The organism is Ruminococcus sp. CAG:379, assembly GCF_000434255.1.
In the GTDB taxonomy this organism is placed as follows: Bacteria; Bacillota; Clostridia; order Oscillospirales; family Ruminococcaceae; genus Ruminococcus_F; species Ruminococcus_F champanellensis.
On the sequence record NZ_FR894852.1, the window covers coordinates 41,008 to 57,211 of the forward strand.

The 16,204-nt window shown below is 53.6% G+C and carries 13 protein-coding genes; 7 read left to right on the top strand and 6 right to left on the bottom strand.

The window, feature by feature from the left end; translation table 11 throughout:
* Both QVO51_RS03285 and QVO51_RS03290 read left to right on the top strand, forming a co-directional pair.
* Positions 1-238, top strand: a 238-nt coding sequence (locus QVO51_RS03285) for an AMP-binding enzyme (protein ID WP_441295905.1), incomplete at its 5' end; no start/stop codon positions are given.
* A 325-nt stretch (positions 239-563) separates the two neighbouring features.
* The gene (locus tag QVO51_RS03290; RefSeq protein ID WP_022357221.1) at positions 564-1,385 is read left to right on the top strand and encodes a hypothetical protein; all 822 of its coding nucleotides are present in this window, start codon (positions 564-566) and stop codon (positions 1,383-1,385) included.
* A gap of 97 nt (positions 1,386-1,482) precedes the next feature.
* Here QVO51_RS03290 and QVO51_RS03295 read toward each other — a convergent pair whose 3' ends face one another.
* Positions 1,483-1,791: a hypothetical protein gene (locus QVO51_RS03295; protein WP_015557683.1), complete on the bottom strand. Its 309-nt coding sequence runs from the start codon at positions 1,789-1,791 to the stop codon at positions 1,483-1,485.
* A 158-nt stretch (positions 1,792-1,949) separates the two neighbouring features.
* Here QVO51_RS03295 and QVO51_RS03300 point away from each other — a divergent pair, with 158 nt between their 5' ends.
* From QVO51_RS03300 to QVO51_RS03315, 4 genes are all read left to right on the top strand, one after another.
* Positions 1,950-2,471: a zinc-ribbon domain-containing protein gene (locus tag QVO51_RS03300; RefSeq protein ID WP_022357222.1), complete on the top strand. Its 522-nt coding sequence runs from the start codon at positions 1,950-1,952 to the stop codon at positions 2,469-2,471.
* A 203-nt stretch (positions 2,472-2,674) separates the two neighbouring features.
* On the top strand, positions 2,675-4,288 hold the full coding sequence (locus QVO51_RS03305; protein ID WP_022357223.1) for a dockerin type I domain-containing protein: 1,614 nt from the start codon (positions 2,675-2,677) through the stop codon (positions 4,286-4,288).
* 193 nt (positions 4,289-4,481) lie between these two features.
* Complete coding sequence (locus QVO51_RS03310) at positions 4,482-5,807, top strand: cellulase family glycosylhydrolase (protein WP_022357224.1); 1,326 nt, start codon at positions 4,482-4,484, stop codon at positions 5,805-5,807.
* A gap of 258 nt (positions 5,808-6,065) precedes the next feature.
* On the top strand, positions 6,066-7,772 hold the full coding sequence (locus QVO51_RS03315) for a putative bifunctional diguanylate cyclase/phosphodiesterase (protein ID WP_022357225.1): 1,707 nt from the start codon (positions 6,066-6,068) through the stop codon (positions 7,770-7,772).
* A gap of 76 nt (positions 7,773-7,848) precedes the next feature.
* Here the strand turns inward: QVO51_RS03315 and QVO51_RS03320 are convergent, their stop codons facing one another.
* The 5 genes from QVO51_RS03320 to QVO51_RS03340 form a co-directional block, all read right to left on the bottom strand.
* A complete protein-coding gene (locus QVO51_RS03320; protein WP_022357226.1) occupies positions 7,849-8,709 on the bottom strand; it encodes a class C sortase in 861 nt (286 codons plus the stop codon).
* 69 nt (positions 8,710-8,778) lie between these two features.
* On the bottom strand, positions 8,779-10,443 hold the full coding sequence (locus QVO51_RS03325) for an isopeptide-forming domain-containing fimbrial protein (protein ID WP_022357227.1): 1,665 nt from the start codon (positions 10,441-10,443) through the stop codon (positions 8,779-8,781).
* Between the two features lie 48 nt (positions 10,444-10,491).
* On the bottom strand, positions 10,492-13,848 hold the full coding sequence (locus QVO51_RS03330) for a Spy0128 family protein (protein WP_022357228.1): 3,357 nt from the start codon (positions 13,846-13,848) through the stop codon (positions 10,492-10,494).
* Between the two features lie 249 nt (positions 13,849-14,097).
* Entirely contained in the window at positions 14,098-14,673 is a 576-nt protein-coding gene (gene lepB / locus QVO51_RS03335) for a signal peptidase I (protein WP_022357229.1), read from the bottom strand.
* Complete coding sequence (locus tag QVO51_RS03340) at positions 14,670-14,951, bottom strand: hypothetical protein (protein ID WP_022357230.1); 282 nt, start codon at positions 14,949-14,951, stop codon at positions 14,670-14,672. Before QVO51_RS03340 ends, lepB begins: the two co-directional genes overlap by 4 nt.
* A 500-nt stretch (positions 14,952-15,451) precedes the next feature.
* Here QVO51_RS03340 and QVO51_RS03345 point away from each other — a divergent pair.
* Positions 15,452-16,204 (top strand): O-acetyl-ADP-ribose deacetylase (locus QVO51_RS03345; protein WP_288167809.1); only part of this gene is annotated, 753 nt, incomplete at its 3' end.

Consider the following 16,204-nt stretch of genomic DNA (forward strand, 5'->3'; position numbering starts at 1 on the left):
CGGGCTGCCGGATCAGCGGCTGGGAGAAATTGCAGCAGCCATTGTGGAGCTGAAGCCGGATCACCCCTGCACAGAGGCGGAGATCATGGAGTTCTGCAACCAGCTTCCCCGGTACAAGCGTCCCCACAGGATCATCTTTGCGCAGGTGCCCCGGAATCCCACCGGCAAGATCGAAAAGCCACGGCTGCGGGAAATGTACGGCGGCGCAAGCCTGGTCGCAAAGCAGAATCACAGCTGATTCTGCAAACAGCTTTTTGTTCCAAACAGCACCATACATGGCATACTGCCTGAATATACCGTTGAAATTTGTGCAGAATGCCGATTGCAGGAACCCGAAAAATTGTGTATGATAAAAAAGCAAGTAAAAAGTCCATGGGGTCATAGCGCATGCTTCATGGGTACTGATGACAGCTGTTCCTTCCCCTCTCAAGCCGGACAGCATCATGCAAAGCGCCTTTGATCGCTTTCACGATGCGTCCCACGGAAGAACAGCGCTCCTGTACGCTGTCCGTACCGCCGTATGTGCGGCAGGAGAATCGTTACGGCGGAGAAAAGAGGATGTTATGAAATTTACGAAATTTGCCGCTGCCCTTCTGGCATGCACCTTTGTAGGCGCAGCATTCGTAGGCTGCGGTTCTGACAGCAGCGAAGCGCCTGCCACCACAGAAGCAGTCACCACACAGGCTCCCGCAACTACAGTCGCTGCCGATCAGGCTGCTACTCCGGCTGCAACCGCTGCCGCTCCCGTAGAGTTTGAAAAGGCAGTTGTTGCGGAATCCGGCGATGCGATCCTGGCAATGGTGGATGAGCAGTGGTATGTGCAGTACTGGGGCAAGGACACCGACCTACTGACCTATGACGCAGGGGTTGAGAAGATTACCGGTGACGGAGATTACACCGTCAGCGTCAACGCAGGCACCAAGGGCTGTCTGTACGACATTACCGGCGACGCAAACGGCAAATACACCCCTGCTGGCATTTCCTTTGCCGCTGTAAAGGTATTTGACGGCACCACCCTGTTCCCGGATATGTCCATCGACATCACCTCCATCAAGGTTGACGGCAAGGAAATCACGATGACCGCAAAGAACTATACCTCCTCTGACGATGGCAAGGAAATGCGTGCAAACATCTGCAATACCTTTGTAAACAACCTGCCGGAGGATGCACACAATGCGGACGGTGTCATCGCTGCTGACAACAAGGACTATGCTCCGGTCATCATCGATACCAAGGACTTCAAGTCCTGGACCACAGTTGAGGTCAACTTTACCGTAAGCGGTACCGGCAAGACCAAGGAAAATGCCGGCACAGCTGACGATTCCAGCAAGGCGGAGGATGCAAGCAAGGCGGATACTTCTGCTGACTCCAGCAAGGCTGAATAAGCGCCCATGAAATATACGCCGCCGGTACAGCTGTATCAGCGGCGTTTTTCTGTGTATGCAAAGAATCCGGCACAGGATCTCTCCCGTGCCGGATCTTTTACTGGTTGTGCAGAGAAAGGATCTCGCCCATCTTGGTCTTGGCAAGATAGCTCTGACCCTCCCGCATGTGCTCGTACACCCGGTGACTGCAGGAAAACTTGCGGTTGAAAGCGCCGCATTTGCAGACTACCGTGTAGTGTACCACAGTGCCGCCATGCTTCTGGCGGCGGTTCTTTGTGGTATACTTGGATTTGACCAGCACTGTCTGCTTGTGCTCCCTGCCCAGGTACAGCACCACGCCGTAAGCGATAAAGCTGCCCACAAACAGCACCAAGATCACAATGCCGATGATCGCCGTTGCATTCATAGCATCCTACACCTTTCGTCAGAATGATTGTTTTTATTGTATCACTTTTTCGGAAAAAAGTCAAATCCCGTTGGCTTGACAATTTGCCATTTCTGGAGTAGACTTATAATCATAACACCACAGCGGCACGCTTCTGCACTGCCGGGAAAGGATTTTATATGCTTTGTAGAAACTGCGGCACAGACAATGAACCTGGTGCAGCCTTTTGCCACGGCTGCGGTGCACCCATGCAGCAAATGCCTCCCATGCAGCACTGTCCCGGCTGCGGACAGGAGATCCCTTCCGGGCTGGCTTTTTGCCCCAACTGCGGAATGCCTCAAGGGCAGAGAATGCCCAACGATGAACAAGCCCCACTCCGGCAACCCCCTCTGCCGCCGCCCATGGGTCAGATTCCACCCATGCAGCAGACACCTCCCCCGGGCATGTACAACCCCTGGCAGCAGCCCGTACTGCCGGAAAGCAACGGCAAGTCGGTGGCAGGCATGGTGCTGGGCATTCTCAGTCTCATGGCGTGGATCCTGCCCCTGGTGGGATACCCCATCTCCATCACCGGTCTGGTTCTGAGCATCAAGGGAAAGCAGGAGACCCGGGGCGGCATCGCCAAAGCCGGATTTGTCATGTCCATCATCGGTCTGAGCCTGACCGCCTGCTACTCCCTGTTGGCACTCCTCCTTCGATAAAGCATCACCTGCACAGAGCATTCCACTGCTTTGTGCAGGTTTTGTTATAAGCGGATACAATCGAATATAAAATAATCATAAAAATGCATTGCCATCGTTTAAAAAATATGTTATTATATACGTATTCTGTTGCTTTATGCAGAGAGCAACGATGAAAACAGGCGGCTTTCCGGAAGCACGCCTGAAACAGGGGGAAATTGAATATGAACGTTTCGCACAAGAGCCGCCGGCGGCGTGCCGGACTGATGGCGCTGTGCATGCTGGCAACCTGCGGCGCAATGCTGCCGGAAAACAGCGTGCAGCAAACCGTTTCTGCGGACAGCTTCGGGCTGTACGGAGATCTGGACGGCAACGGCATGGTCAACGCCATGGACCTGCAACTGCTGAAATCCTATGTACTGGGCAATATCACCAGTTTTCCTGCGGGCGATGCCTCCTTCGGGGATCTGACAGGAGACGGGCAGGTGAACAAGGCAGATGTACAGATCCTGCAGGATTATCTGATGAGCCGGTGTAACGGCTTTATCCAGCAGGGTACCGTATATGACAACATCTATTTTGCAAAGCATGCGGCGCTGGAGCTTGCCGCAACGGAAACCACCAACGCTGGTTCGCTTACCGGTACCTACGTCAACGTGGACAATGTGCAGGGCAGCGCTGTCACCTGGACGGTGCAAGCACCCGTGGAGGGAAATTACCGGGTCGATCTGCGTTTTTCCAATGGCAGCGGCGCAGTTCGTCCCATGGCACTGCAATGCAGCAATTGTTCTGACACTTGGACTCTGTCCTTTGCCGCTACCAGCGGCTGGACGGACTGGCAGACCTACAGCTTGGTGCTGAAGCTGAACGCCGGAGCGAATACGCTTCGTGTGACATCCACCCAGGACGCAGGCGGGCCCAATCTGGACTACCTGCAGCTGACCCGGACGGATGCAGAAGCGACTGCGCCGGATGCTGTGGATCCGCCGGTAACAGAGGAAGTAACGCTGGCGGATATGCCGGCAGAATACACCACTGCCATGGAGTGGATCTGGACCAACCGGATCCAGGACGAGCAGTCCACCGCACGACGGAACACCATCTTTGACCAGATCGTGGGAGGGAACGGCTCCATCAACTATGTGATCCGTTGGCAGTCCTACAAGCACATTACCCTGGAGCAACGACAGAAGCTGGAGCAGCTGCTGGAGGATGCCATCAATGGCTGGACGGATTACCTGGTTGGCTATGAAGGCTGGAAGTATCAGCATGTGGACGTAAAAATCGTAGGCTGGGCAGTACTGGACAAAAGCTGCCTGGAGGATCTGCAGCCGGACGAGATCGTCTACGACAATCTGTTGGAGCCCTATGACAGCTCCGGAGACACCTCCAACGGGGTGGAGACCATTCCGAATCTGCTGCCCAGTGCGCCGGATGAGCTGTCCCGGTTCTATCACTTCTCCAACAACATCGGCTTCAATTATCCGGGTGGGCTGGATAAGCGGTTTGATATGTACCTGTGGGCAACCCAGGGCTTCCCCTCCATCGGGGGCTGCGGCGGCGACTGGGGACAGCGCCTGTCCGATGATGCCTATCTGAACATCATCAACTCCGGCTTCGGCATTCATGTGCTGGAGCATGAACTGGGACACGGCTTCGGTCTTACGGACTTCTACGGAGGCGAAGGCGAAAAGGGCGGCTTTCCGCCCGGAGGATTCCCCGGCGGCGAGAACTCTTTGATGATGGCAGGTTCCGCAAGCAAGATCACCGACTTTGACGGCTGGATGCTCCGGTACGTTTGGAGCAAGATCAAGGACGAAAGCGGCAGATTCTCGTAACAGGATCCAAGCCCGGATGCAGAAAATCTGTGTCCGGGCTTTTCTGTGTCCAGGCAGGATCCAGAAGCAAAAGCAATATACTATTAAAAAATCGCAACAAGCACCTAGACATATCCAACAAAACATGCTATACTATTTAGTGTATTTTTAAGCATAAATACATGATGCATAATCTATGATGAGGGGGATTTTTATGCTGAAAAAACTATGGGCATACCTAAGCGCTGCTGCCGTCAGCGTGGCACTGCTGGGTTCCATGTCCGCAAACGCCGCCTATGTGAAGGCAAACGACTACACCCGGAACCTGTCCGTAACGGATGTAACCGCAGTGCAGGACTATCTGACCGCAAAGCGCGATACGGTCAATTCCCTGGCAGATCTGAACCAGGACGAAGTCATTGATGCCATGGATCTGGCGCTGCACAAGCAGATCCTGCTGGGAAACCTGGAGCTTCTGGAGCCGCCCACACAGATGCGGGATCTGACCGCAAGTCAACTGCTGGACGAGATCACCATTGGCTGGAACCTGGGCAACACCCTGGACGCTACCACAACCTCCTGGCTGCCCAATCCCACACCGGCACAGTCGGAAACCGCCTGGGGCTGTCCCATGACCACCAAGGCAATGATCGACAAGGTGAAGGAAGGCGGCTTTAACACTGTCCGTGTTCCAGTTAGCTGGATCGACCATACCGGTAGTGCACCGGAGTACCGGATCGACGAGGCTTGGATGAACCGGGTGCAGGAGGTGGTCAACTATGTGATCGACAATGACATGTACTGCATTCTCAACATTCACCACGAAAACGATTGGCTGATTCCCACCAACGCCCAGAAGGACAGCGTCAACGCCCGGCTGGATGCCATCTGGACCCAGATCGCCACCCGGTTCGGCAGCTACGATGAGCATCTGATTTTCGAGGGCATGAACGAGCCTCGGCTTGTGGGAGATCCCAACGAGTGGAACGGCGGCAACCAGGAAGCACGACAGGTCATCAACAGCTACAACCAGACCTTTGTGAACACCGTCCGGGCAACCGGCGGCAACAACGCCATTCGCTGCCTGATGGTACCTACCTATGCGGCATCCTGCTCCTCTACAACGGTGAATGACTTCGTGCTGCCCACGGATACGGTTGCCAACAAGCTGATCGTGGACATCCACAGCTACTCGCCCTATAACTTTGCACTGAATACGAGTGGCACCTCCAGCTTCACCCAGTCTGACATCAGTCAGCTCCAGTGGACCCTCCAGGAGATCTACAACTCCTTCGGCGCAAAGGGCATTCCGGTCATCATTGGAGAATTCGGCGCTCTGAACAAAAACAACATCAATGACCGGGTACTCTGGGGGGAGAATTATCTCCTCATCGCCAAGAGCTACAACATCCGTTGCATCTGGTGGGATAACAACGCCTTCGACACCAGCGGCGAGAATTTCGGACTGCTGAACCGAGGAACTCTGACCTGGCAGTATCCGGAGCTGTTGGAGGCCATGATGAAGGGATTAAACAGTTAAGCCACTCGGCATCAAAAAGGGAAGCCAATCGCTTCCCTTTTTGTGTCGCACTGGAACCCTGAAGCGTAACCGGACTTGTCCACTTTCCTACCCTTTGTCGAAAAAGGATGGAAAAGCAAGCAACTGACTGTACAAATCAGCGAAAAAATAATCCCCTGCCTGTTTTTTCTTGTTTTTTTCCGAAAAACGTGATACACTAAGGGTAGAAATAAAACTGTTACGAAGAATGTATACAGACTGTTAGCCAGGGGGGAGCACATGGCAAAAAGCAGAATGGAATTTACAAAGAATCAGACGGAGTGGATCATCCTGATCCTACTGGCGCTGCTGTTGCTGCTGTTCCAGCTGATTACCTTCCGCCTTGCCCGGTACGGCGGAACCTTTGCCATTGGTGAAGCGCAGTTAGAATACGGCAGGCTTTGCAGCATCTTCAATGTGCTGCAAATCTTCACCGGCATGCTGATGGTCATCAACACCAAGCGCAAGGGCTGGATCTGCATGTCCATTCTCTCAATTTTGAATCTGGTAATGGTATCCTCCACCATATTCGTTCAGCAGCAGATCAACAATCTGCCCGGATTCGCTATGCAGACGCTGAATCTCATCATTTGCAGCACCATATATTTTTATGTACGCAAATGTGACATCAACGCCGCCAGGCTGGATGAAGTCGCCAATACGGACGAGCTGACCGGGCTGCCCAACCGGCGTTCCCTGCTGCGGCATGTAAACGGGCGAATCAGCAAGGGAAAGCCCTTTGCCTTTGTGCTGCTGGACTTGGACAACTTCAAATCCATCAACGACACCGCCGGTCACGAATACGGAGATGAGATCCTACAGCAGATTGCCCAGCGCTGGAAGGAGCAGGTGCAGAATAAAACCGCCTTTTTTGCCCGGCTGGGCGGAGATGAGTTCGTGCTGATCACGGACTACAACGGGGATCTGGGAAAGCTGGAGCAGATGCTCCACGAAGCCATCAACCGTGCACCCTCGGATCAGCGCACCCGGTTCTCGGTGCGGGACAGCTCCTTTTTCATCACTGCCAGCATGGGGATATCCCTGTTCCCGGAGCATGCGGACAACGTTTCCGCCTTGATGAGCTATGCGGATATTGCCATGTACCAGGCAAAGGCACGGGGCAGACAAGGCCTGTGCATGTTCCGGCAGGAAATGGACTCCGCACTGACCAACAATCTGCAAATAGAGCAGATGCTCCGGGATGCATTGCAGGAAAACCGCTTCTTCCTGGTGTTCCAGCCCCAGTACCACATTTCCGATCACAGCCTGCGGGGCTTTGAGACCCTTGTCCGGATGCGGGATGCAAAGGGCAATCAAGTCAATCCGGGGCGATTTATCCCGGTGGCGGAGGCAAGCGCTCTGATGATTCAATTGGATCAGTGGATCATGGGGAACGCCCTTACCTGCATGCAGCCCGTTGTGGCACAGCACCCGGATATAATCCTGTCTGTGAATGTTTCCGCCCGGAACCTGCTGCATGGGGATTTCTCCACCTATGTGCAGAATCTGCTGCGCAGCACCGGCTTTCCGGCAAGAAATCTGGAGCTTGAGGTGACGGAATCCTTGTTCATCTCCTCTCTGGAGCATGCAAGCAAGATTCTGAACCGGCTGCGTGATATGGGGATCCGCATCGCTCTGGACGATTTCGGCACCGGCTACGCTTCCCTCAGCTATCTGAATCGGCTGCCCATTGATCTGCTGAAAATCGACAAATCCTTCATTGACCAGATCAACAGCGACCCAAGCGGCAATGCCTTTGTTAAGGCTATCATCACCATGGGGCATGTGCTGGGCTGTGAGGTCATTTCCGAAGGGGTGGAATCCGACAGCCAGCTGGACGTGCTGAAAGGCTACGCCTGTGATCTGCTCCAGGGCTTTCTGTGGGGCAAGCCCCTTTCCTTTGAGGAGGCAAAGCAATTGACCCAGAAGGAACCCATTCAAGCATAAAAGCAAGACCCGTTCCGGATGCATACCATCCAGGACGGGTCTTTTCAGCAGCAGTGCCGCTGTCCAACCATATTTACTACTTTTTATGGACAATCAGACCTTCCCTGCGTAATTTCTGCTTCAATACGCTGCGCCGGCTCTTGATCAGCATCACCACGACGATTCCCAGCAGCATGGGAGCAGCAACTGCCGGCGTCACAATCAGCGGATCGATCCGGTACGCCTCATTGGCAATGTAACGGGGTGCCGCATCCTCCGGCGTTTCCACCCGAACGCCCCGCACCAGCAGTCGATGGCTGTTGATGCCATAGGGAGTGCAGGTAAACAACGTGCAGTAATCCCTGCCGGGAATCAATTGCAGATCCGTAACATCCGTAGGATCCACAATCTTGACCTGATCCACCCGGTACATCACCACCCGGTTCAGCACGGTGATGGTGAACAAATCCCCGGGTTCCAGCTTATTCAGATCCGTAAACAGACGGGCACTGGGCAGTCCCCGGTGACCGGACAGCACCGCATGGGTGCCCTCGCCTCCGATGGGCAGACTGGTTCCCGGCAGATGTCCCACAGCGCTTTGCAGCACATCGGTTTCCACCGTGTGATACACAGGCAGCTCCACCCCGATTTTATCGATGGTCACATAGCCCATAATGCCGGTTCCGGTAATGTCCAGCGCCTCCAGATATCCGGGTACCCGTTCCGGCTGATAGAATGCCCCCTCCGTCCGGGCAAGGGCATCGTTGTACGCCCGGGCTTCGGCAAAGATCTCATCATAATCCGCTTCCGACATATGGGATGCGATCTCGTCATAGGAGGCAATAGCCTTGGACTGGTGCTTGGCGTTGATATACTCACTGATGACCGGATATAACAGCAAGGAGATGCCAACGAAAAATGCAGCAGCTATCACAGCAGTTGACACATAACGCTTCATTGACATCCCCTCGTTGTTAAAAGAAAAGCAGGGCAGCGGAGAGATCCTCCGCTGCTTGCTTTACATCATTCAGTTCTGGTCCGCCTTATCCTCTACGGACAGCTTCTTCTTGGTGATTGCCATCACAACAGCGCCGCAAACCAGCAGACCGCCGATGACATAGAAGATGGTGGTACCGATGCCGCCGGTGATAGGCAGAACGGAGCCCTTGTTGTTCTCTACCGTCAGCTTCACCATGTCATCCTCAAAGGCTGCATTGGTACTTACAGTCCAACTACAGCCGGTTGCGGAGGGTGCCGCAGTAATGGTAACAGTAATGGGAGCAGTCAGCAGGTTATAGCCGCTCTTGGTTTTCAGCTCGGTGATGTAATAGGTACCTGCACCCAGTCCCTCGAAGGTAATCAAGCCGTTTGCATCAGTTGTGCCGCTTGCGGTAACCTTCTGCATCTTTGTCTGCTCGGCGGTATCCGTTACTTTTGCATACTTTACAGAGGTAGAAACATACTTACTCCCGGTTTCAGCAGTGGGAGCGGTTTCAGTAAAGGTGCCGTCCTTCAACTGATAGTATGTACCAGCCGCATCCTGCTTGAAGTAATCACCCTTGGATACAGCAGTCTTGATGGAAGTACCGGTGATCTGGAACTCAACGCCTTCCAGCTTTTCGTTGGGGTCTGCGCCGTCCACCTTCGTCAGCTGCAGCTTGGTGGAGTAGGTCACAGTCACATGCTCCGGCGTTTCGCCAACCGGGTCGGTGGTATCCGGCTCATTGTCGCCCTTGTAGTCCACGTTGGGGTTGTTGGAATAGGTCAGTTTTACGGTATTCTTGTTGCCAGCCTGCGTCAGGTCAGCCTTTTCGTTCAGAGTTGCGGAGTAGGTCACTACAATGTCCTTGCCGGCTTCGCTCTTGTACTGGATGAAGTTCTTGATGACGATCTTCATGGTGTTTGCTGTGTCGTCATAAACCACATCGTAAGCATCCGCAGCCAGGGTAGTGGCGCCGATCTTGATGGCTACGTCCTTGTTGTAGGTCAGACCAGCGGTCATGCTATCGTTCAGTACGAAGAAGTACTTGGTGTAGCCCTGCATCTTGGGAACATTGGATTTGATCACAAAGGGAACCTTGTCGCCGATGGTTGCTGTATTGGCTGCAGCGCCGGTGGAAATGTCCGTACCGATCTTCTTGTCAACGGAGGGGTGATCCGCCTTGGGATTGACTTCTACGTCCTGTACCACCTTGAGGATGTTCAGAGACAGCGCATCATGTGGTGTGGTAACATCGGTAACATCCTTCAACAGGTAGTAACCAGCAGCCGGAACAGTGATCTTACCGGTGGCGCTGGAGGTGGCTGTAGCGGAGCCTGTAGCAGTGGTCAGGAACTTGCCTGCCAGCTTTGCAAAAGCCACTGCTCCATCGGAATTATTCTCGAAGGTTGCCAGCTTCTCCGCCACTGTCTTTGCGTCTGTGCAGGATGTAAAGGGCGCATTCTTTTTCAGCTCATCCAGAAATGCAGCCCCATTAATGCCGGTGCCCCATTCGATATCGGACAGGGTGTTGCCGCTCAGGTTGCCCTGGAAGATCTGATAGGCTTCGTAGGTACGGTCAATGTCGCCTTCCGGCTTGGTGATGGTGATGGTATAGTCAGCCGCTGATGCGGTCAGACCCATCGCAAACGCCATGGTGAATGCCAGTACGCATGTGAGGAATACGCTGAAAATTCTTTTTGTCGCTTTCATAAATCTTACTCCTTTTTGTTGATATTTTGATGGGGATTCCGGGAAGTCCTATGCGCTCGACCTCCTTTTCCTCCGGATCAATTTGTATGAATACAGCCCGCTTGCCAGAATCAAAAGAGATCCGCCCCCCAGAAACGGCACCAATCCTACGCCGCCGGTGGCGGGCAGGGTATATGCAATACTCTGGTTTTTGATGATGATTGGCGTTTGTGCTGTGTTCGACGAAACATACATATCAGAATAGCTGGGCGTGAACCCGGTCATGGGATCCTCCTGCACAAAGTATTGATAGATCCTGTTGGGAACCTGATCCAGCTCTGTGCCGGAAAGGGTTTTGATCCAGCCCTCTACGGCGGTGATCTCGATCCGCTTATTCCAGGCATCCAGATGCCAGTTATCCACATTCTGCTGTACGTCTGCGGGAATGGTCTTCCCGGTCACGGTAAAGCTATAAAATTCCGGATTGTTCAGCAGAACCCGACCTGTGTTCTGTTCTACAGAAATATCCATGCCCGCCGGTGCAATGATTACCTCATCCAGGAACAGATCCGAGAACTTGTCCGTGCCTTCCTCTCCGTTGGTTTCAACCTGGAGCTTCATATTCGTACAGCCCACAGGAATGGTCAGACTTGCATTGCGCAGATGAATCCAGGAGCCGGAAGGAGCCGCACCCACCGTAGCGATGTTCAGATAATTTGACCCGCCGGCACTGTCTTCATAGTACAGAGTCAGATTCAAAGGTGCGGTATGGTCTGCGCCGAGATTATGCGTCGTACTGTTGTCGGACTCTGTATAGACAGCCGCCCGGTTCAGATAAGCACTGAAGCTATAGGTCTGACCTGGCTTGATGACGCTGGAATCCAGTGTAAAGACAGCACTCGCCCAATCCTGTGTCCGGTTGTAGATTTTCAATGAATGGCAGTCGGGGCCGCTGCCTGCTACATAGTTGGTATAATAACCGCCTCCCAGCATTGCATCCCCCGTGCTTTCCCATTTCTCAAAGGTGCTTTCAAAGGTGTGATGCAGCAGCAAGCTGGAGGAATCCATTACATTGTCACACCGCACCCGAACCAGCGCACCCACCTGGATATCCTGCACGGTGAATACCCCATTGGCATAGGCTGCACTGCATTTGTCTGCACTGACTACGGAAACATTTTCCGCCGTTCCCTCCGTAACCCCCAGCGTAAAGGTGAAGCTGCTGCCCACATAGGCAGGCTGCTTGTACTGTTCCAGCAGCGCACCGGCAGGGGAAACCACCTGGATGGTAACCGGGATCTCCACTTCCTTGCACTGCCGCTGAAGCAATGCGGAAACCGACTGTGCCGTAGGCGCGCCCTGCATAGGCGTACCGTCCGGCGCAAGCCACTGTTTCTGAATGCTGAGGGTAATGGCATCCTTCGGGGTATTGGTAATGGTGTACTCCAGCGTACCGCCATTCTGCCCGGAGGTGTATCCGGCAATATAGCCATCGGGGATATCCACCTCCTCCACCCGATAAGAATAAGTGCGTCCGGCATACTGCACCGGCAGCTCTGTGTAGCTCCACTTCCAACCGGATGCATCATTCAGATAGAACTTACTCTTGCCGTCGATGGAAACCAAAGCGTCCGGCTGACCGCTTTCAATGCGCCAGATCCGGAAACCGATGGCGTCCGCCGTGTGATCCACAGTACTGCTGTCGCTCCAGACCTTCTGTACGCCGATGGGCATGTACCGCTCCGTCACCGCCGTATTGCGGAATACAGGAGCACTGCCGCCGGAGTATGCCATGGATGCGGACAGATTTCCTTGGGCATCCGCAGTCACGGTGACTGTAACCGTTTCCGTATGGCTGTCGTAAAAGATCCCCCTGGAATAGGGCTTGCCGTCAATCTGCACCGCCTTGCTGGGAATATTCTCCCGGATGGTGTAGGTGTAGGTACCGGCCATCAGGAAATACTGGGCTTCAAAGGTAACCTGACCTTCTGTATCGCAGTACTGTCGGTCGATCAGCTTTCCGTCCTTGTCCAGAAGCTCGAACTGGAACTGGTTTGTTCCGATGCTGCCGTTGGTCAGATGCTTGCGGGCAGTCGGTTCAACGGATGCAGGCTCCACTTTGATAATCTGGTTCACGTTCGCCATCAGATTGAAGTCCAGACCGGAGTGATCCGGACACTTGTTGTTTGCATCCACCACGCTCCGGTGACTCATATCAAACACGGCGCTGAGAATGGTAACATCGCTTTCGCCGGTGCTGTCGGAGATATCCGTTTCCGTCTGACTGATCTGCACGCCATTCCTTGTGACGGTCACGATCTGTTGTCTGGGCTTCAGCAGCAGCTGCACGTCAAATTGTGCGTGATCCACCTCACTGCGCTTCACCCACTTTTTGTCGTTTTCCATGCACCTGTACTTGGAGGTCAGCTCGTACTGGGTCTCCCCCGGCGTACCATGCGACTCATAGTCCGTGGATTCATAGGTCATAATGACCGACCCGGCAGCGTTATAAATGTAACAGTGATTTACGCCTGTGATATAAGAGTCAAAAATCTGACGGGTGGTGACCTGATTCCCGTTCTGGTCTGTCACGGTACGCTTGATCTCGTAAAAGCCGCCGTCCGTGATCTCGATATCCGCATGGTCGTAGTGGAAAGCCTCCAGTTCCTGTTTGGGATCCGGTACGTTGATGTAAAATTTCTGCTCGCCAAAATGCACCTGCATATCCCCGGTCTGATTGGGTTTGTACTCTTTGACGACTTTCCGACTGCCGTCTGCCTGGATGGTGTAGGACTCATTGACTAAAGTCATTGCCCCATCCGGGGCGCTCCAAAAGGTGTCGGTACTGGAACTGTCCGTGTAGATACAAAGCTCTACTGTATCTCCCACCTGGAGAATATAGGGACTCTCTTTAGAGTTCTTAAAATACTTGCCGTCATTTTCCCCCGGAAGTCCCAAGTCCAGCCACTCATGCACCGTATCCTTGCTCCGCTCACCCAAAGCGGTATTTACATAGATTACATTCTTTTCGTAGGAGGCGGAGGCATCCGCCAGATAATTGGGCAGCTGAACGGTTTCCCGCTCCGGCTCTGTTGCCGGTTCCGTGGGAGCCTCCGTGGGGGTCGTGATCTCCACCACCGGCGGCTCATTGTTTGCCGTATCGATCCCGGTGCATGCCACCGTATGTATATGCTCCGGCAGAGTGCAGATCAACTGACCGCCATCCGCTATGTCCGCATAGCATGCAGCACTGTGCTGATGCTCCTCCATGCCGCAAACGGTTTCATTCGCCATGGTAATGCCCACGCCCCGCAGCGTCCATGCCACAGAGCAGGCTACCACAAGCCCAAGGATCAGCAGGATCCATGTAAGCCGTATATTTCGTTTGTGTCTTGCCCGGATGTCTGTAACGCAGCTGTCAGTCATACTTCTCACCACGCTTTTTGCCAACATTAATCCCCGGTATATTGCCGGGAATTAAGGCAACACCACACAAAGATTGTGTGGTAGATGTGCCAACAGATTTTTCGTCAGATTGCATAGAAACGACGCAGGAATACTGGCGTATTGCAAGGAATTTTTGTGTGATATGACGGAAAATTCGTCAGCAGATGCTACACAAAGCCGCCAGGCGGGCTTTGTGCGGTATTGCCTTAAGGCGATGCCAAAAACAATTCAGCCTCCGATGGGCCAAACCTGAAACAGAACGAATCCAACGATCTGATCCTGATCCACACAGCCGATCTCACTGCTTCGGCTGTCGATGGAGGTGCTCCGATGATCCCCCAGGACAAACACCTTGCCCTCCGGCACCTGGCACGGAAAGGTCACATCGCATTCCCCCAGTGTCTTGTCCGACACATAGGGCTCATCCAGCAGGGCACCGTTTACTGTCACGTTGCCCTGTGTATCAATACTCACCACATCCCCGGGCAGTCCGATGATGCGCTTCAAAAGCATCTTGTTCTGCCAGGAAATGCAGCAAAGCTGGGATCGTTCGTAGCGCTTGGATTTCAGGAGAACCAGTACATCCCCATCGCTGAGGGTGGGTTCCATGCTGTTGCCGGAAACCTGGATCACCGGCAGGAACAGGGTGGACACCAGCACCGCCACTGCGGCAATCACCGCCAGCACGGAAAGGGTGCTGATGAAAGCACGTTTGTAGCGCTTGCGGTACTGATCCTGCTGATAGGCGCGGGAAACCTGCTCCGGAGAGGGGAGGGAAACCTGCCGCCTGTTGCGCCTGCTCATATTTTATCCGCCTTCTTTTCCGGCTCCGGCAGCGGATCCGCCGCCCGGATATGCTCCAGATAAGCGTCTGCCGTTTTCTGCGCCGCTTCAAATATACCGGTTAGTGCTGCGGTAGCCTCCGCAATACTGCCTGCCTGCTGAATCTTCAGATTTTTTTCATCCAGCTGTGCCTGCAATGCCTCTACCCGGCTTTGCAGCGCCTGCTCTCGTTTTTGATACTCATAAATGATTTCAATCAGTTCGCTGCGTTTCAAGCGTTTGAATTCTTTATCAGTCATATGAACACCCCATGGAATCTCCGTCCAGGCATGTATACAGTCACACTGAAATATCACTTTTATGCTGTATTCGTTTCACTTCTGTGCTGCACATAACATTGGGACTCCTTATTACATTTCTATCATAGCAACTTTTCAAAAACGGTTCAATATCATTTTATGCTGTATTTATAGCACATTTATGCTATTTCGAGAATGAACGATCTGAAATATACATCTTGTATAAAAATATCGCATATTATAATATATGAAACGGAAATAGTTTGAAATTTTCTGCTATGATCGTATCTATTTCAGAAGAATGCGAGGCTTGATACAGAGAAACCGTCAGAAATCAGCCCTTGCGGCGTAAATTTGTTCTGCATCAGCTTCTTCCCCGGCAAGCATATAATTACAGAGCGTAAAGGTTTACTACTGAAATACGCCCCGTTTCGCCGAATTGCGTTTTTCAGAAAAATGTGATATAATGCAAAAAAGCTCATCCGAAAGGAAGGTGCGTCATGCCTTTACAAATCATCCGACAGGACATTACCAAAATGAAAACCGACGCCATTGTCAACGCTGCAAACTCCACTCTGCTGGGAGGCGGAGGCGTGGACGGCTGCATACACCGGGCTGCCGGGCCGGAGCTGCTGAACGCCTGCAAGGCGCTGGGCGGCTGTCCCACGGGAGAAGCCCGGATCACGCCCGGCTTCCGGCTGTCCTGCAAGTACATCATCCACACGGTTGGCCCCCTATGGCAGGGTGGACACGCCGGGGAACCGGCACTGCTGCAGGCATGCTACCGGAATGCACTGACCCTGGCTCTGAAGCATGGATGCCGGAGCATTGCCTTTCCTCTGATCTCTGCCGGTGCATACGGCTATCCGAAGCGCCAGGCACTGCAAATTGCTGAGGATACCATCCTGACGTTTCTGGAGCAGCATGAAATGGCGGTATACCTGGTGCTGCTGGATCCAGGTGCCGTTGTACTGAATGAGCCCTATGCCACGGAGTTGCCCGCATTTGTCCGGCAGATGCTCCGCAAGGGGCAGTCCCCCTCCCGGGCTCATGGATTCCCCCTGCGCCGGCGGACGGCTGCCGCTGTGCCCACGCTGGAAAGCACCCTGGAGGAGGACGCATGCCCCCAGGCGGCATTCTGCATCCCCTCCTCCCTGAACGAACGGCTGGCGCAGATCGATGAGAGCTTCTCCCAGATGCTGCTGCGGAAGATCGATCAGCTGGGCATGACGGATTCTGCATGCTACAAGCGG